We start from the raw sequence: 18715 nt of genomic DNA, 5'->3' as shown, positions 1-18715 counted from the left end.
ATCAGACCTGTTTTTCTAGCGCCTTCACGCGGTCATATAAACTGCCAATTTTTTGCAGTCTTATGGTATTTCGCTTCCATTCTCGGTTAGACGTGGCTGGCTGACCTGAAGAATAAACCCCTGGTTCCGTGATATCTTGAACAATCATGGAGTAGCCGGTTATTTGCACTTTGTCGCAAATAGAAATATGGCCGTTTACGCCAACACCACCGCCGATAACAACGTACTTTCCTATATGGCAACTGCCCGCAATACCGGTTGCACCGCAAATACACGAATGATCGCCAATAATGCAGTTGTGACCTATTTGTACTTGGTTATCAATAATCACATTTTTACCTAGCACAGTATCTTCCATGGCACCGCGGTCGATAGTACTACTTGCACCAATTTGACTGTCGTCGCCAATTTGTACAGACCCCGTTTGCGGAATAGGAAGCCATACGCCTTTGTCGTTCGCGTAACCAAAGCCTGCAGCACCGATAACCGTTTGGCTATGTACTGCTACACGTTTTCCTAAAACAACATCGTGGTAAATAGTAACGTTAGGGTGAATTACACAACCTTCCCCTATTTGCGTACCTCTACGAATAACCGTATTCGCACCAATAGTTACCCTATCGCCTATCACCACGTTATCTTCAATAATCACATTGTGACCTAACGACACATCACTACCAATATTTGCCGACGACGCAATAACGGCGGTGTCGGCAATACCACTTGCTACTACGGGTGTGGTATCAAATAGCTGGGCAATGCGTGCAAACGCTGCATGAGGATTGTCTACCACAAGCGCTGGGCACGGGGCCGTGTCTTTCAAACTGCTGTGTAGAATAACCGCACCGGCAGAGGTATCGCTTAACTGTGATTTATATTTCGGATTAGTAAGAAATGAGATTTGATGGCTGGCAGCGCCTGCCAGCGTTCCTACCGCAGAGATAACGACACTGCCGTCTCCCTCTACAACACCGCCTACATGGCTGGCAAGTTCCGATAGGCTGTAAGGGCGTTTGTTCATTGCAGTCATACAGTGAATACCTATTTTTTCATTAAAGCGTATGCTAGCGAAGTTTACCTCAATTTGTTAAAGGTGACCGCCGTATTATTCGTACTTTTCGCCTTCTTTTTACTTCAATTGAACAAAATACCATCAAGCATGAGGTTGTATGGCGGTTCACACTGGCACAGACTATCCTGTTACGAGTACAATGATGCTTTATTTTCTGGCAAGGACACAGCATGGCTCAATACGTTTACAGTATGCATCGCGTGGGGAAAATTGTTCCACCGAATCGTCAAATTCTTAAAAATATCTCTCTTAGTTTTTTCCCTGGTGCCAAAATTGGCGTATTGGGTTTAAATGGATCTGGTAAATCTACGCTGCTTCGCATTATGGCCGGACTAGACACCGAAATTGAAGGTGAAGCACGCCCTCAACCAGGTCTTAAAATAGGTTATCTACCTCAGGAGCCTCAACTAGACGAATCAAAAGATGTACGCGGAAACGTGGAAGAAGCGTTAGCCGACGTTAAACACGCGCTAACTCGCTTAGACGAAGTGTATGCTGCTTACGCAGAAGCTGATGCCGATTTCGACGCCCTTGCAAAAGAGCAAGGTGAACTTGAAGCGATTATTCAGTCGAAAGACGGACATAACTTAGAGAATACCTTAAACCGTGCTGCCGAAGCGCTTCGTCTTCCAGCATGGGATGCAGACGTTAGCAAGTTATCAGGTGGTGAGCGCCGCCGTGTTGCCTTATGTCGCTTGTTACTCGAAAAGCCAGAAATGCTTCTTCTCGACGAGCCAACCAACCACTTGGATGCTGAATCGGTTGCTTGGTTAGAACGCTTCCTTCACGATTATGAAGGCACAGTGGTAGCGATTACCCATGATAGATACTTCCTAGATAATGTTGCAGGCTGGATATTAGAACTAGACCGTGGTGAAGGTATTCCATGGGAAGGTAACTATTCCTCTTGGTTGGAACAAAAAGATCAGCGTTTACAGCAAGAAGAACGCAGCGAAAATGCACGCCAAAAGAGTATTAGACAAGAACTCGAATGGGTTCGCTCTAATCCAAAAGGTCGCCACGCAAAAAGCAAAGCGCGTATGGCTCGCTTTGAGGAGATGTCTACGGGCGATTACCAAAAACGTAACGAGACTAACGAACTCTTCATTCCACCTGGTGAGCGTTTAGGTGACAAGGTTATTGAAGTTGAACACCTCAATAAGTCCTACGGTGAACGTGTACTTATTGATGACTTGTCGTTTAAAGTTCCTAAAGGGGCAATTGTAGGGATTGTCGGGCCAAACGGTGCGGGTAAATCTACCCTATTTAGAATGCTTACCGGTGCAGAAAAACCAGATTCAGGCGACATCAGCTTGGGTGATTCTGTGAAAATTGCCAGCGTTGAGCAGTTCCGTGACCACATGAATGAAAACACCACGGTGTTTAAAGAAATTTCGGAAGAACAAGATATCATTCGTATTGGTAACTTCGAAATCAATAGCCGCGCGTATTGCAGCCGCTTTAACTTTAAAGGCAACGATCAGCAAAAATTCATTAAAGACTTATCGGGTGGTGAACGAAATCGTGTGCATTTAGCCAAGCTATTAAAAGCAGGCGGTAACGTACTGTTACTCGATGAACCAACTAATGACTTGGATGTTGAAACCTTACGAGCACTCGAGAATGCGCTATTGGAATTCCCAGGCTGTGCCATGGTTATTTCGCATGATAGATGGTTCTTAGATAGAGTGGCCACGCACATCATGGATTACCGCGACGAAGGTAACATTAACTTCTTTGAAGGTAACTACTCTGACTACGAAACTTGGCTTAAGGCTGAATTCGGTCAAGATGCAGTTGAACCTCACAGACTAAAATACAAGCGCATGACCAAATAGCGTTACAAAACGGGCTTATATGAGCCCGTTTTTTTGTGCCGTAAAGACTTGCTTTACACTCCTACACTTATTGCTAGTTGCCATGTGTACTAACATCACTAATACTGAGTGAATGAAAGATTTTCAAGCTTGAGGAAGTTATGTCAGACAAACGCTTATTTACACGTATTCCATTGGCCGTAAAAGGAACACTTGCCCATCATAATAAGCGCATTGATGTCATTATTATTGATGTCTCTCTTCAAGGCGTAAAATTAAGCGCAAACGAAGATGCACTTAACGAATTACCTTTCGACAGTCATGACCCTTACACGGCCACATTCAGAGCAAATGAAGACAGCCCGGTTATCACCCTGCATATAGAGCAACTGTATCGGCAGAATGATAACCGCAAAGATTCGGTTTCTTTGGGCTGCAAAGTTTCTCAAATGGATGTAGACAGCATAAGCGCACTTAGGCGCTTAATACTGCTTAACAGCCAAGAAGCTGATTTAAATGAAAAGGAATTAAACGCGTTAATTGAAGCGGTTTATTCTAATGCGTCTAATGCGTCGCTAAGTTGAGAGACTGGAATAACTTTCATACCATTTATTGCCTGTTTAGGCGCATTCGCCTTTGGCACAATCGCACGTTTGAAGCCATGTTTAGCGGCTTCAATAATGCGCTCAGTGCCATTGGGAACAGGCCTGATTTCTCCGGCTAGCCCCACTTCTCCAAATACAATGAGATCTTTGGGCAACGAACGATTTCGAAAACTCGATACCATTGCTAACAGTAACGCTAAGTCAGCACTGGTTTCGCTCACTTTCACGCCGCCGACCACATTCACGAAGACGTCTTGGTCGTTCATTTGCACATTACCGTGACGATGCAATACTGCTAGCAACATCGACAATCGGTTTTGGTCAAGCCCCACCGCAATTCGTCTAGGGTTAGACATTTGTGAGTAGTCCACCAAAGCCTGTATTTCTACCAATAGAGGCCGCGTGCCTTCCCAAATGACCATCACGCTCGACCCAGGGGTTTCATTTTCGCCACGGCTTAGAAAAATAGCCGAAGGATTGTTCACCTCTTTTAGGCCTTTTTCTGTCATCGCAAATACGCCTAATTCATTTACAGCGCCGAAACGATTTTTATGGCTGCGCAACGTACGGTAGCGCCCATCACTCTCCCCTTCCAGCATCATTGAACTGTCAATACAGTGCTCTAATACCTTCGGGCCAGCTAAGTTGCCATCTTTGGTTACATGACCTACAAGAAACATTGAGATGTGGTGTTGTTTTGCAAAACGAGTTAGATAGGCCGCACTTTCTCTAACTTGGGATACACTGCCCGGGGCAGATTGCACATCGGCTACATGCATCACTTGAATAGAGTCGATAACCATGATTTTTGGTTTTTTGGTTAACGCCAAGTCGCAGATAGTTTCTACGCTGGTTTCTGCCAGCATCATTAGCTTATCATCAGGCAAGGTCAAGCGCTTAGCCCGCATGGCCACCTGCTGAAGCGACTCTTCCCCTGTTACGTATAAAGCCGTTACAGTTTGTGCCATTTGACACATTACCTGAAGTAACAGGGTGCTTTTACCGGCACCAGGGGAGCCGCCAATTAGCATAGCAGCGCCTGGCACTATTCCACCGCCTAAAACCCTATCGAGCTCTTTAAACCCTGCGCTAAATCGCGGTAGAGATTCTAAATCAATCGCATTGAGCATTTCTATTTTAGCGGAAGTTTGCCCGGCATAACCTGATAAGGTTGGTTTTGAATTGGTTTTGGCGCTACTGACTACAAACTCGCTAATGGTGTTCCATGCTTTGCATTCAGAACACTGACCCTGCCAGCGTGGAAATTCAGCCCCACAATCTGAGCATACATAAGCCGTTTTTCGTTTTGCCATATTCCAGTTTTATCCCAGCGTGAAAAAGAGTATTCTATCTTATTAAGATACCAAGGCACACTAACCCATCTAACAGTTTTGTCAGACTCTCATCCCAGTCGTCATTCGCGTTGCAGTTTGCAAAACGCTGTTTATTAATGGGTTTAGCATTCGTGCCGATAATAATAATGTCTATAATAATAGAAAGTAACTAAGTTGTGCATACATGAGCCAAGATTTACAGCAGTACGCTGACATAATTGAGCAATTGAAACCACTGGTAAACGAGCCTGAATTTAATAAGGTGCTTTTACAAATTGGTGGTGATATTCCCAAGGAAAAACGCTTTCTATTAAAAATGGAAGTGAAACGCCTTGCGAAGCCCTGTATGCGTTCAATTGATTTACGTGGCCAAGTAGACGGTAAATGCAAAAGCTATTTGCATGATGGCAGAACCCATTACATGGATGAAATTGCTGTCGATAAATTCGAAGAGCAAATTAGAATATTTGGTGGGTATACATTCGGTGTATACGAAGCCGTTCAAAATACTGAAAACAATTACCGTATCATTCGTGAGAAAGCAGAAGAAGCCCGAGACACAGGCTCAACTTCAAATACCCCTCGCAAAAAAGGCTCTGCCATTTTAGAGCAGTTTAAAGTGCCAACGGTAAACCTACTAGATTATCGTCAACGCAACACAGAACGTATGAACTTTGCTGTTGCGGTTGAGCTATTTAATGAAAGCAACCACTCGATTAAAGGCTTAAGTGTTGATGTGTCGCTTGAAGGCCTGCAAGTCAAACTCAACAAAGAAACGTTGTTTAAACAAAATGAGCTGTTACAAGTCTACTTCCGTGGGCTTGAAGGCGAGTTTGCCATGGATAAGAAAAATGGTATTGCTTATCGCCTGGTGAAAACCGTTCGCAAAAAAGATGTTATTTATTTAGCTTTACAACGTGCGACAGAGCGCCCAGCGCCCAGCTTCGATAAGTTTTTAGAAAGCTTTATTCACGGTAATAAACGCCGTTATAAAGTAAATATGAACAACACCATTGAGGCAATAACCAGCAAAACGTGTGAACAATACTTTTCTCCAAGAAGCCCAACGTTACCTATTTATATCGATGTAATTGAAGATAGGCTTATTCCACGCTTCGCTATGGTTAACGAAGTTAATCGCGAGACGGTGAGCTACTGGCAAGATGAGGAAGATGAGTGTCGCTTAGGCTTTCTGCTGTCGCAAAATAGATTGAACACCTTGCACGCTAAGCCTGCACACCGTCGCGAAATATTTGTATTCAGCTTTACCCACTTACAAAACGACAAAGTCTTTTTTTACTCGGCCTCTTACGAGCAACTTATAGAAAAAGACATGCTAAAACAGGTTTTCTTAGGCTTTGGCTCTAAAAAAGTCAGCTGGCGAGTATTTAAGTTAACCTTGACCGACATGTTGCCCGAACAAGCCCATACCCCCTTATCTATTCCAGACTCTGTGGGTACGAAAATAAAGCGGCAGAATACACCGCCTTCGCCTCGGGTTATGTCGAAGTTAAAAAACCTCAAATACTTGCTTCATGTGACTGACGTAACCTCTATATATGGGCAACAGGCGTATAACGAATTAAAGTTCAATCGTGATAACCTCTCTCATCTGCGCGTTTTTGGGCACCCTAGAAACCAGAAGACCCCAAACATAGAGTTGTTCCGATTTAAATATGAAGATCAACGTTTAGAGTCTCGCTACCGTTTACGCTCTCAAATAGAGCTTAAATTATCTCATGACGACAGCGTTCATGTTGGCGTAAGTGAAGATATTTCGGTTCATGGATTGGGTCTTCGTGTTGAATTGAATAAAGAGTACGACGGTGAATTAGAAGGGCAAGTTGAAGTATCCTTCCCTCGCCTTCAGCAGATTACGCAAAACTTTAACGTAATGAACTTGCAATACTCGGTCATTTATCACAACGCTGAGAAAAACATTCTGCACTTAAAAGCCGCGACGGGTGAAGCAGGAAAAAGTGCAAGGGCGTTTTTTGAAGAACTGATTAGAAAGAACAAACACAGCTTAGAAGAAGACTCTGGCGAAGAAGAATTGCCGGGCATGGGTCAAGCACTTCGCTGTATTAATGCTCGTAATGCTACGTCTCTATCCTTCTTAATGAGTAAAGAAGGAGTTAGGTACACGCCGCAAGCGGGCATTATCGGAAAGCAGGACGAACGGGTTTCAAGCCTTGTCACCTACTTAACGGAAAAGCGTCAAGTCAATTTAGAGTTCTTATTCAGAGACAGAAAGCTAGATACCCCTTTCATGCAAAGCGGTATTAAGCAGGTGAAACTGGAAAACATGCCCTTGCGCCAAGAGCTTTTAATCTCTTTTGATGCCAAGCAAAAAGATCCGCGCATGGCCATTATTCCACGGTATTCCCACCGGTTTGAAAATAATGAGCAGCGTAAGACCTTTATTACTGAAGCGTTAAACAGAGGGCAATTCATTGCTATTCACGTGATGCTTACCACCACAGGCAAGCCGGATTTATCCATGTTACAAACAGAGATAAATTACGTTAGCGTGTATGCTATTCATCGGGCAAAGGAACTTGAAAATAAACTTTGGAGCTTAGCTGCCTGTTCGCACTTAATTGATGTAACAGATGAAGTATTGATTAGATATGAATTCGATGACGACACAATTAGCGCCAACCGAGACACTAAAGCAAAAGTAGAAGCGCCCGCTCAGTCCGGTATTCAAGCATTATTACAAGACCAAGCATTGGCGAAATAAAAACAAGCTCTGACACAACCTTCAGAGCTTGTACTCGCTATTTATTCTTCGCGCTTAACACAGCGCCGCTAATATTCGAATATGCACCCTAGTCAAGTTCAGCTATTTCACTACTAAGATAGAAAGTACAATAGACAATGTAGGCTGCCCAATCGAATAGCAACGTCAGCTTTTTCGTTCACAACTGGCTTTCCATGGCACGCCACCCCTAACGCCGATTCGGCCATCATCACTAAATCGTTTGCGCCGTCACCCATGGCAACCGTTTGCGCGCTCGGCACTCCCCAACGTTCCGCCAACGCTTTCACGGTTCGCGCTTTCACTTCAGCATTCACAATTTCGCCAGACACTTCTCCGGTCAATATTCCCTGCTCTATCACCAACGTATTTGAAACCGCTTCATCAAGATCTAAACGGGCTTTTAAATGGTTAGCAAAATAAGTAAAACCACCTGAAGCGATAGCAAGCTTCCAGTTGTGTTGTTTTAGAATGGCAATCAGCAGCTGTACACCTGGCATGATGGGCAAGCTATCGCGTATTTGTTGAAGCTGTTGCTCTGGTACACCATCTAGGCAAGCCACCCGGTGGTTCAAGCTATCGTTAAATGCTATTTCGCCCCGCATGGCCTGTTCGGTTACCGCAGCTACTTGTTCACCAACGCCTGCTAGTTTGGCAATTTCATCAATGCACTCAATATCAATTAACGTGCTATCCATATCCATCACAAGAAGACCTGGCTCGTTAAGCGATGGCTGCACATCTTGAACACCTAAATCCACATGATAACGGGCCGATAACGACGCGACTAGGGCTGGCACTGTAGTCTCAGCTTGGGAGTCGGCGTTTTCACTTAAGCGGCCTTTCACTACCACCACGCCATCACCGAGTTTGTTGTGTAACGGATGTAAGTGAATTGATGTAGCATTAAAAATGTCGCTAAACCCCTCAACAACCTGACTAACAATGTATGGTGTTAATGCTTGACCAATAACGGTTAAAATTGAAAGACCAGCTTCATCCTCACTGGGTGACTTTGTGGTAAGCTGCGTAGATAAAAAAGAGGTATCATGCATTGCATGAGGCGGTATTTCGTTTAAAAACGTGATCACTATTTATTCAAACCTTTGTTAGTCTTGCCCATATGCTACCCAATCATTACACATGTGGAAATACACACTTTCAAATTAGTCAAAATTACCCTACTGTTACCGCATAAAGATAAAGGAAATTGAGGCGAAATGCTGAACCACTTAGAAAGCGAACGCATTGCTCACAAACACAGCGTTTCACACTCGGCTTATACTGCTTTCAAGCGGCTTATCCATACTATTATCATGGCTACCGCTGTGGCATTGGCTGTGGGTCTATTTCTCATGTACCAGCAGTACCAGACCCATTGGGTTGACGTACAAACGGCCCAACCGGGTACCAGCATTAGCAATCAATATTCAAAAATCTTACAGCCTGCCTTAGTGGCACAAGACACGGTTCAACTAGCCCGTTTAATTACCATTGCATTAGAAGAACCCGCCGTTATCTCTTTAAGCGTATTTAATGCCCAAGGCGTTTATATTGCGCCCTTACCAAGAGTCGACAGTGTGGTAGCACTAGCCAGAGAACGAGACGTTGCTCCCAGTAGTCATGTTGAAAAAATTCTCGATGATAACGGCAAGGTAATTGGCTATTTGAACGTTAACATCGACACTGAGGTGGTACTTTCCAGTCCGTTAACGCTTCGCCAGCAATTGTGGCTTATTATTAGCGCCGTTATTGTGTTGGCATTGATTGTAGGTGTTTATATAACACGAGGGTTTTATAAGTTTCGCCCGTGGATAATTCGAGTTTTTCAGTCTTAAACACCATTTTTCGCTAACCCAAGTTAGCTCAAGCCAACAAACTTCACCTGTTTTTAGGCCTTTTATTGTCTGTTACAAAAAAGCCCTTTATGAAAAAGCGTAAGATAATTTTGGGTGGTAAGTTCGTTTAGGGCTTGCCCATCATACTCCCCTAGTTTACCGAGCGCGGCCAGTACATCCCCAAGATATTCAGGGCTGTTGCGAGCGCCTTGTCGCCCCTGCATTGGCATATCAGGTGAATCAGTTTCAAGAAGTAATCGGTCTGGGTGGTGCTGAAGCAAGTATATGATTGTCTCTTGCGTTTTCTTTGCTCTGTCATAGGTAATGGTTCCCCCTACGCCAATATAAAAACCTTTATCGACATACGCTTTGGCCACCTCTACACTGCCAGAAAATGCATGAATAACGCCGCCTTCTGCAAATCCTGTATTTTTGAGACTTTCAAAAATAAGATGATGGCTTTTTCGGTGATGTAAAATGACAGGAAGGGCGTATTCACTCGCTAATCGCAATTGCGCTTCAAACATCGCTTTTTGAAGCTGCATAGGTATCGCTATATGCCCATCTAAGCCAATTTCACCTACCGCGACAACCTCACTACTAGTCTGAAATAAAAGACGCTCTAGTGCGCTTAAGGCCGTGGCATTATCAGTTTCGCTAGTAGACAAAAAGTATGGATGTAGACCACACGCTATATCTATCGAAATAGCGTGCGTATTTTGGTTCGCAAAGGATTGTATAGTGTGTTGAGTTGACCACTGCGACACTTGCGTACCAGGAATAAGAATGCGTGTTAAGCCGGCGCTGATGGCGTGGCTTATCACCGACTGCCAGTCACCTTGAAATGCTGGCAAGTCTAAATGGCAGTGGCTATCAATCATTAAAGAATGCCAGAATCAGTGCCTATTAAGGCATTAAACGTTGAGTATTCCAGCTGCCATTTTCATCCCGGTTATATTCGAACCGGTCATGCAACCTGTCTTCACCGCCCTGCCAAAATTCTATTTGGTGAGGAACAATACGAAAGCCGCCCCAGAAGTCTGGTGCGGGTAGCGTTTTATTCGCAAACTTTTGTTTCATTTGGGCAAACTGAGTATGCAAAAGCTCGCGACTGCTAATAGGTTTACTTTGCTCAGAGGCATAAGCCGCCAACTGGCTGTCTTTAGGGCGAGAAAGGAAATAGGTCGCGTTTTCCTTAAAGGAAAGCTTTTCTACTACACCGCACACTCTCACTTGTCGCTCCATAAAAAACCAAGGGAAGTGACATGAAACTTTGGGGTTTTGACCAAGCTCTTGTGCTTTGCGGCTGCCTAAATTAGTGAAAAAGACAAACCCAGCTTCACTTACATCTTTCAACAGCACGATGCGCTGAGAAGGCTGACCTGTAGCATCAACGGTCGCCACGGTCATGGCGGTAGGATCGGGAATTTCAGCGGTGATGGCATCGTTTAGCCAACGGTCAAATAATGAAAAAGGATCCGCGGTGAGATCGGTATCTTGCAGACTCCCTTTTGCATACTGTCTGCGCATATCAGAAATTGCCATACCTACCCCTTTTTATTGCTTTGTGACAAATGAATGCTAGCTGATTTTTTAGCTGATACGTTTGGGCTTATGATTTGGGCTACACTTTTTTAAATTATGCTTTGGGCTAACGCGTATTCCGTTGAGCCCAAAACAGATAATTGCTGAGTGCTAACTATCGTCTGAATAACCTAACGAACGTAGAGCACGTTCATCGTCAGCCCAACCTTGTTTCACTTTAACCCACATTTCTAAGAAAACTTTATTATCAAACAGGTTTTCCATATCTTTGCGGGCATGTTCACCAATGGTTTTCAGGTGCTTGCCACCCTTGCCTATAATCATACGCTTTTGCGTTTCACGCTCTACAAGGATAAGACCACTGATACGGTATACACCGTTTTCAGCTAGCTTAAACTGTTCAATTTCTACCGTTGTAGCATAAGGAAGTTCATCCCCAGTAAAGCGCATCAGCTTTTCGCGAATGATTTCAGCGGCCATAAAGCGACTTGAGCGATCGGTAATGTAATCTTCGGGGAAGAAAAACTCACTTTCAGGCAAGCTATTCGCCACAAGCTCTCGGATGTCATCCACCATTTTGCCCTGTTTAGCACTAATGGGGATTATATGCTCGAACTTATATTTTTCTGATAGGCCTTGAAGGTGAACCATAAAGGCTTCTTTATCGTCTACTTTATCCATCTTGTTGACGATAAGGTAGCAAGGTAGACCTGAGGCTTTCACTTTAGACAACACCATTTCATCGTCGTCGTTCCAGCGTGTACCTTCTATCACGAACAATACCAACCCCACTTCGGCAAGAGAACTTGAAGCGGCTCGGTTCATATAACGGTTCATGGCGCTTTTTTCTTCGCTATGAAGGCCTGGAGTATCTACGTAGATGGCTTGATAATCGCCTTCAGTGTCGATACCTAAAATACGGTGGCGGGTAGTTTGTGGTTTACGCGACGTAATACTCACTTTTTGCCCGAGCAATCTATTAAGTAGCGTCGACTTACCTACGTTGGGGCGCCCTACAATAGCGACTAAGCCACATCGGGTTGTATCATTTGGCTGTGTCATCGAGTGTCTCCAAGGTAAGTCTAGCTGCTTCCTGCTCGGCTTTTCTTCGGCTATTTCCAGATGCCGAAACGGGCTTATCTAACGTTGTCACTGTGCAGCTAACTTCAAAAACTTGAGCGTGGTCTTTCCCTGAAATAGAGATAACTTCATAAGAAGGTAACGGTAGCTTACGACCTTGCAGGTATTCTTGAAGACGGGTTTTGCTGTCTTTAGGGTGCGCATTGGGGTTTAACGCTTCAATACGGCTTTCCCATAAATGGTAGATAACGTTACAAACCTCTTCCATCCCTGAGTCCAAGTAAATTGCGCCTAACACAGCTTCCACCGCGTCTGCCAATATTGAACTGCGACGATGACCACCGCTTTTAAGCTCACCGGGACCAAGATGTAGTAATTCACCCATACTCGCTTCACGGGCCAGTTCGGCCAACGTATCACCTTTTACTAAGGTGGAACGCATACGAGTAAGCTTACCTTCAGGCACATCTGGGAAACGCTTAAACAAGGTTTCACCAATAACCATACCTAAAATAGCATCGCCCAAAAACTCTAATCTTTCATTGTGCTGCTTTGCAGCACTTCTGTGGGTTAACGCTTGCTCTAGCAAGGCTACATTATTAAATGTGTACCCTAACGCTTTACTCAAGCGAATATATTTATCAATACCCTGCATTAATTAATGCCACCTACGCGTTCAAATCTAACGCCCGTTGGGATCCATGTTGGTAAAACACTGTCGCGGCCGCGTTCGAATTCAAATGAAATCCAAATGGCAACAGCTTTACCTACTAAGTTTTCGTCCGGTACAAAGCCCCAAAAACGGCTATCTCTGCTGTTGTCACGATTATCGCCTAGTACGAAATAATGACCATCAGGTACAATCCATTCATTGCTACGTGTACCTGGCTGAGTATAGAAGTTACTGGAAGAAATTTCTCTGACGGGGTGGCGCAGTATGTCGTGCTCTTTGTCACCTAGCGTTTCTGTGTAACGCATCAGCTTAGCCATGTCCTGAACAAATTCGTCTCGACCGACAAAATCTAACGGCATAGCCGTAAGCTTCCCGCAATTTTTTGCAGCACCTTCGCATTTCGACTTGATATAAACCTGTTTATCTTGATACACCACGGTGTCGCCAGGCAGCCCTATAACACGCTTGATGTAATCTACTGAAGTATCTTCAGGGTATTTAAATACCACCACATCGCCACGTTCTGGCACGCCGGTTTCCACTAGTTTACTGCGAAATACAGGGTCTTTTATCCCATAAGAAAATTTCTCAACCAGAATAAAGTCGCCCACCAACAAGGTTGGCATCATCGAGCCCGATGGTATTTGAAATGGTTCGTAAATAAACGAGCGCAACACCAATACAAAAGCGATAACTGGGAATATTTGCTGCGAGGTATCAACCAAGTACGGAAGCTGTGGCTCACCTGCAAAATTAGCCCCTTCTGCTTTTGCCGATTCTTGTAACCGCGCCTTTCGTTTTGGTGCAAACACCATACTATCCACCAGCCATACCAGCCCAGTAGTTAGCGTTAGAAGTACTAAAATAAGCGAAAAGTAATTGGCCATTACTTACCTACCTTCAAAATTGCCAGGAATGCATCCTGCGGTAATTCAACATTACCTACCTGTTTCATTCTTTTCTTTCCATCTTTTTGCTTTTGAAGCAGCTTTTTCTTACGACTTACGTCACCACCGTAACACTTGGCGATAACGTTTTTACGTAATTGTTTCACCGTACTACGCGCAATAATGTGATTGCCAATAGCAGCTTGAATAGCGATATCAAACATCTGGCGAGGAATAAGCTCACGGAGTTTCTCAACCAATTCACGCCCACGGCCTTGAGAATTATCACGGTGAGTGATCATGGCTAGCGCATCTACGCGCTCGCCATTAATCATAATATCTACACGTACCATGTCAGAGACTTGGAAACGCTTGAAGTTATAATCAAGAGAAGCAAACCCACGGCTTGTTGATTTCAAACGGTCGAAGAAATCCAGAACCACTTCAGCCATAGGCAGCTCATAGGTTACTGCCACTTGCTTACCGTGATACGTCATTGCGGTCTGCATTCCACGTTTTTCAACACACAAGGTAATAACGTTACCTAAGTATTCCTGCGGCACAAGAATATTTGCTTCCACCAATGGTTCGCGAATTTCGGCAATGTCGTTAACTGCGGGTAGCTTAGACGGGTTATCACAGCTTAAAATTTCGCCTTTGGTAGTTTCTACTTCGTAGATTACCGTGGGTGCCGTCGTAATAAGACCTAAATCGTATTCGCGCTCTAAACGCTCTTGAATGATTTCCATATGAAGCATACCAAGGAAGCCGATACGGAATCCAAAGCCTAGCGCTTGCGAACTTTCTGGCTCATAAAACAATGAAGCATCATTCAAGCTTAGTTTAGCTAACGCATCACGAAAATCTTCGTAATCGTCAGAACTAATTGGGAAAATACCTGCGTAAACCTGCGGTTTAACTTTCTTAAAGCCAGGCAAAGCGCCTACCGCTGGTTGTCTCGCTAAGGTAATAGTATCGCCAACCGGTGCGCCTTGAATATCTTTAATACCCGCAATAATAAAGCCTACTTCACCGGCGCGAAGCACGCCTGTATCTAGGGCTTTGGGGGTAAACACACCAATTTTATCAACTTGGTGTGTTTGGCCATTCGACATGATTTGAATTTTATCTTTCTTAGTAAGCTCGCCTTCTACGATACGAACTAATGACACTACCCCTTGGTAGTTGTCGAACCATGAATCAATGATAAGCGCTTTTAGCGGCTCTTCACGGTTACCGCCCGGAGGAGGAATTTTATTTACAATAACTTCTAGTACATCTTCAATACCAATACCTGTTTTTGCCGAGCAGCGAACGGCGTCAATGGCATCTATACCAACAATGTCTTCAATTTCTTCGGCTACGCGCTCTGGTTCGGCCTGTGGTAAATCTATTTTATTTAAAATAGGTACCACTTCCATGTCCATGTCCATAGCGGTATAGCAGTTAGCTAGGGTTTGCGCTTCCACGCCCTGCCCTGCATCAACCACTAACAATGCACCTTCACATGCAGCAAGTGAGCGAGACACTTCGTAAGTAAAATCTACGTGTCCAGGCGTATCGATGAAATTCAGCTGGTAGACTTCACCATCTTTAGCAGTGTAATTAAGCGTTACGCTTTGTGCTTTAATAGTAATTCCACGCTCCCGCTCCAAGTCCATTGAATCAAGAACCTGTTCGGCCATTTCACGATCGGCTAGCCCGCCACAATGTTGAATAAGACGGTCAGACAGAGTCGATTTACCGTGATCGATGTGAGCAATAATACTGAAGTTACGAATGTGCGATTGTTGCATAATGCTGGAAATTACCTGCAGAAAAATTCATTAATATAAAAAAGACTGGTAGCTATAGTTTGTGTTGTAGCTAGCGCGTGCGGATTTTACCCATTTCTTTACACAAAAGCGAATAAGCTTGTGGGTTATATTGCCAAAGATTGGAATAGTGTAAGCCAAAGTAGCCATTTTGGTAATAATATTGCCGAATTCGCGCAAGTATTACGCTAAATTGTATTCAATAGTACGGGTTGAAACTTACCTTTATCAAGCCGTTTAAGCTTAAATGCGATGGCTTTATAAGTTACAAAGGTAAATGCGACGGCGGGTAGCACCCCCCACAATTCATGGCTAAGCCCAATGGAAGGTAGCGTGGCATTCCCAAAGGCAAAAACCGCGATAAAAACCGTTAGGGGTAGCAAATACAGCCACGCGGAGGCACTTAACACCCCTTCTTCAGGTACACCCACCGTTACGTCTTGCCCTATCGTTACCGGCATAGGTGAACGCAATGTTAGCTGCTGAGTTTTAGGCGCTAATGCTCTGGATATAGCCCCCGTGCCACAGTCACTTTGGGCTTGGCAACTGCTACAAGTCGATTTAATGGCGGCCTCGACGGTAATAAGATCACCCTCTACAGCAACCACGCGTGCGGTTTCAGTGATCATTATTTATCTGCCATAGGAGAAAGCGAGGTAGCAATAGCATTTGCTGTTTGCAGTGGTATTTCACCCACCACGGTCACTTGCGTGTTTCCATCGGTAAGGGTTAAAAAAGTACTCAAATCATTTCTAAGCACTAAATCACCACCAAGGGCATCTTTTGCTGGTTGTACATAAACAGACACATCGACCAATCCATCACTGTACATTTTATATTCTACCACTTGCCCCGTTAAGGCAAGACGACGAGTATCACCACGCACTTCTTCCATACCATTAGGCAAGTACTTAACTTCCCAATTAGGTTGGCGCGATTGCTTTTGCGTTAATGCCATCGGTTTGGGTAAAGACGCCTGATTAATTCGTGCGAAATAGTCATCAGGGGCGTCGGTTATTTTAAGTGAGGTTACTTGAATCTGCTCTAACAATCCGCCCTGCAAATCAAGCATGTTAAGTTTCAGTACCATGCCTGAATCTTCATCTAACCATAGCTGGTAGCTGAAGCGACTATTGTCGCGGCTAACGATACGGATTTGTTGAGCAGGTCTACCTGCAACGCGTGCTCTGCCCACAGAGACAAATTCATAACCGCTTTTCAATCTATCAGGATGATGAAGCAGTTCACTGGGGATAGGCCCATTGATAAACTCAGAACGAAGACTATACGGCGATACATCAGGTTCAAACACACTCACAATACCATTAACACGAATTTGCTCGCGGCCTGGCCCATTTTGTAAATTGAGTTGCTCCATACTGGTGCCATCCTCTAGCACTCCATGACGCCATAAAAAGGGAATGGTTTCGCGGCCCGCTCGACTTTGAACAAAAGCAACTTCAAAGTTTTGGGTTTTCACCACTTCACTTAGTTGCATAAGCCAATCTGACGTTGTTTGAGGATGGGGATTCACTACAACTACATCAGTAGCTTGAGGTACTGATTGAGGTGCTATCTGGGGCGAAGTTTGTGAAGCATCTGCGCTTGAGGGCAAAATTGAAGGCAACGTATCAGCGCGCTCTGAAGATGTATTTTGCGCAGATACATTTTCTTGCGCTACGACGCTAAACGATAAACCCAAAGACGCTACGACGGCATAGAGCATGGCTTTAATGAAGGCCCGAATGCGAATACTTACTTTTACGTTGGCTAAAAACACGCGTACCAGCACTAAAAGCGCTGGTACGTTATTACGATAATCTATTTTCATTAAACGATATTCTTATTAAGCGTCGTATGAACTGCTTACGGGCGGTTATCTGCACTCGCCTCGGCATCGTCAGTTTCAGATTCTTGCGCTTGTTTCAATTTTACCTGCTGCTCGTGATCAGCAATAAGTGCATTGATTTTACGCTTTTTCTCTAATACTTCGTTCATGTCATTGCGAGGCAATGCGCGGGTTTGCTCTAAGCTAACTGGCGCTAAACCACCCTGCGGCCCTGCTGTAGGTGCTGTCATGAAAGGCTCAGTAGGCGCAGGTTGATTGAAGTGCTGAACACCTAAAATCACTGCTACCGCAACGGATGCAGCAACGGCAAACTGACCTGACTGTTTTGCAAAAGGCACTACACCGCCAGAAACTACGCTGCCGAGTACTGGAATTGAACGCCAACGTGAAGCTTTTGGCGCGACAATAGCAGGCTCATTTTCAAGCGCGGCGGCAACACTGGCAGTAATATCTAACTGCGGTGCGACACTGGCCTCTTTGCGCATTGCGCCCCTAATGACATGGTAGCGTTGCCATTTGGCCTGCAATTCTTCATCTTGCTTAATTGCATCAATGATTGCATCGCCATCTATTTCGCCATCCATGAAAGCGGACAAATTTTCTTGCTGTTGCGTCATAAATTCATTTCCTGATCAACTGTGATCAATTAATACCCTAACACAGCTGTTAGTCTGCTCAATATAATGAAAGTTCATTTTCATTATATTTAATTTTCTAACAATGGCTGAATCACTTTATCTATAGCCTCTCGCGCTCGGAAAATTCGTGAACGAACTGTACCCACTGGGCACGCCATCACATTTGCAATTTCCTCATAACTTAGCCCTTCTATTTCACGAAGGGTTATAGCCATGCGAAGGTCATCAGGTAACTTTTCCACCACTTTAAATAAGGTTTCTTCAATTTCATCCGTTAACAAACTGCGTTCTGGCGTGGATTGCTCTTTAAGCGCATCACTGCCTTCGTAAAAGTCTGCTTCGTCTGCGTCGACATCACTAGCGGGTGGCTTCCTTCCTTGCGCAACAAGATAGTTTTTAGCACTGTTTACCGCGATACGGTACAACCAAGTGTAAAACGCACTGTCGCCACGAAAGTTTGGTAATGCCCGATAAGCTTTAATAAACGCTTCTTGGGTAACATCAGCCACATCACCGCTGTTTTTTACATAGCGCGATACCAAATGCATAACTTTGTGCTGATAGCGAGTTACCAGTAAGTTAAATGCATTTTTATCGCCACGCTGTACTTTTTCGACCAATTGTTGGTCGGTTATCTGCTCGCTCATTCGAGCCATTACTCCTACTTCAACTACCCAATAGCTCTAACAAGCATTGATATAGACGCGTACTGTTACAAAAAGTTCTGTATTAGCATTAAAAATATTTAAAAATGCTTAGGGAAAGCCATCTAGATCATTGTGTTTTGCCACTCATCCTTTAG

At 44.3% G+C, this 18715-nt stretch carries 17 protein-coding genes; 4 read left to right on the top strand and 13 right to left on the bottom strand.

The features are described 5' to 3' along the window. Position 1 precedes the first annotated feature (1 nt). Positions 2-1030, bottom strand: coding sequence for a UDP-3-O-(3-hydroxymyristoyl)glucosamine N-acyltransferase (gene lpxD / locus J5X92_RS15065; protein ID WP_013783359.1), 1029 nt, complete (start codon positions 1028-1030; stop codon positions 2-4). Between the two features lie 212 nt (positions 1031-1242). Between lpxD and ettA the strand changes: the two genes are divergently transcribed. Beyond that, positions 1243-2910, top strand: coding sequence for an energy-dependent translational throttle protein EttA (ettA, locus tag J5X92_RS15060; protein ID WP_013783358.1), 1668 nt, complete (start codon positions 1243-1245; stop codon positions 2908-2910). Positions 2911-3050: 140 nt separating this feature from the next. Further along, a complete protein-coding gene (locus J5X92_RS15055) occupies positions 3051-3473 on the top strand; it encodes a PilZ domain-containing protein (RefSeq protein WP_013783357.1) in 423 nt (140 codons plus the stop codon). Here the strand turns inward: J5X92_RS15055 and radA are convergent. Further along, on the bottom strand, positions 3440-4807 hold the full coding sequence (radA, locus tag J5X92_RS15050) for a DNA repair protein RadA (protein WP_013783356.1): 1368 nt from the start codon (positions 4805-4807) through the stop codon (positions 3440-3442). The two genes, J5X92_RS15055 and radA, sit on opposite strands and share 34 nt — an antisense overlap. 205 nt (positions 4808-5012) lie before the next feature. Between radA and J5X92_RS15045 the strand changes: the two genes are divergently transcribed. Then, positions 5013-7571, top strand: coding sequence for a PilZ domain-containing protein (locus J5X92_RS15045; protein ID WP_126873459.1), 2559 nt, complete (start codon positions 5013-5015; stop codon positions 7569-7571). A 113-nt stretch (positions 7572-7684) separates the two neighbouring features. Here J5X92_RS15045 and serB read toward each other — a convergent pair whose 3' ends face one another. Next, positions 7685-8680: a phosphoserine phosphatase SerB gene (gene serB / locus J5X92_RS15040; protein WP_208806040.1), complete on the bottom strand. Its 996-nt coding sequence runs from the start codon at positions 8678-8680 to the stop codon at positions 7685-7687. A 129-nt stretch (positions 8681-8809) separates the two neighbouring features. Here serB and J5X92_RS15035 point away from each other — a divergent pair, with 129 nt between their 5' ends. Then, entirely contained in the window at positions 8810-9427 is a 618-nt protein-coding gene (locus J5X92_RS15035; RefSeq protein WP_013783353.1) for a hypothetical protein, read from the top strand. Positions 9428-9489: 62 nt separating this feature from the next. Here J5X92_RS15035 and J5X92_RS15030 read toward each other — a convergent pair whose 3' ends face one another. The 10 genes from J5X92_RS15030 to rpoE form a co-directional block, all read right to left on the bottom strand. Then, on the bottom strand, positions 9490-10308 hold the full coding sequence (locus tag J5X92_RS15030) for a TatD family hydrolase (protein WP_208806039.1): 819 nt from the start codon (positions 10306-10308) through the stop codon (positions 9490-9492). A gap of 25 nt (positions 10309-10333) precedes the next feature. Next, complete coding sequence (pdxH, locus tag J5X92_RS15025; RefSeq protein WP_208806038.1) at positions 10334-10972, bottom strand: pyridoxamine 5'-phosphate oxidase; 639 nt, start codon at positions 10970-10972, stop codon at positions 10334-10336. Between the two features lie 150 nt (positions 10973-11122). Beyond that, positions 11123-12034: a GTPase Era gene (gene era, locus J5X92_RS15020; protein ID WP_208806037.1), complete on the bottom strand. Its 912-nt coding sequence runs from the start codon at positions 12032-12034 to the stop codon at positions 11123-11125. Next, positions 12018-12707, bottom strand: a complete 690-nt coding sequence (gene rnc / locus J5X92_RS15015; RefSeq protein ID WP_013783349.1) for a ribonuclease III — start codon at positions 12705-12707, stop codon at positions 12018-12020. The genes era and rnc overlap by 17 nt, the downstream gene beginning before the upstream one ends. Next, on the bottom strand, positions 12707-13612 hold the full coding sequence (lepB, locus tag J5X92_RS15010; protein WP_013783348.1) for a signal peptidase I: 906 nt from the start codon (positions 13610-13612) through the stop codon (positions 12707-12709). Before lepB ends, rnc begins: the two co-directional genes overlap by 1 nt. After that, positions 13612-15408, bottom strand: coding sequence for a translation elongation factor 4 (lepA, locus tag J5X92_RS15005; protein ID WP_013783347.1), 1797 nt, complete (start codon positions 15406-15408; stop codon positions 13612-13614). Before lepA ends, lepB begins: the two co-directional genes overlap by 1 nt. A gap of 206 nt (positions 15409-15614) precedes the next feature. After that, the gene (locus J5X92_RS15000) at positions 15615-16055 is read right to left on the bottom strand and encodes a SoxR reducing system RseC family protein (protein WP_208806036.1); all 441 of its coding nucleotides are present in this window, start codon (positions 16053-16055) and stop codon (positions 15615-15617) included. After that, positions 16055-17257, bottom strand: coding sequence for a MucB/RseB C-terminal domain-containing protein (locus J5X92_RS14995; protein WP_013783344.1), 1203 nt, complete (start codon positions 17255-17257; stop codon positions 16055-16057). Before J5X92_RS14995 ends, J5X92_RS15000 begins: the two co-directional genes overlap by 1 nt. 35 nt (positions 17258-17292) lie before the next feature. Then, on the bottom strand, positions 17293-17892 hold the full coding sequence (locus J5X92_RS14990; RefSeq protein ID WP_013783343.1) for an RseA family anti-sigma factor: 600 nt from the start codon (positions 17890-17892) through the stop codon (positions 17293-17295). Positions 17893-17981: 89 nt separating this feature from the next. Beyond that, positions 17982-18560 carry an RNA polymerase sigma factor RpoE gene (gene rpoE / locus J5X92_RS14985; RefSeq protein WP_013783342.1) on the bottom strand — a complete coding sequence of 193 codons (579 nt, stop codon included), beginning with the start codon at positions 18558-18560 and terminating at the stop codon, positions 17982-17984. Between the last annotated feature and the right edge of the window lie 155 nt (positions 18561-18715).

Source organism: Alteromonas sp. K632G (assembly GCF_017653625.1).
Lineage (GTDB): Bacteria > Pseudomonadota > Gammaproteobacteria > Enterobacterales > Alteromonadaceae > Alteromonas > Alteromonas naphthalenivorans.
This window is presented reverse-complemented; position numbering and strand designations above follow the sequence as displayed.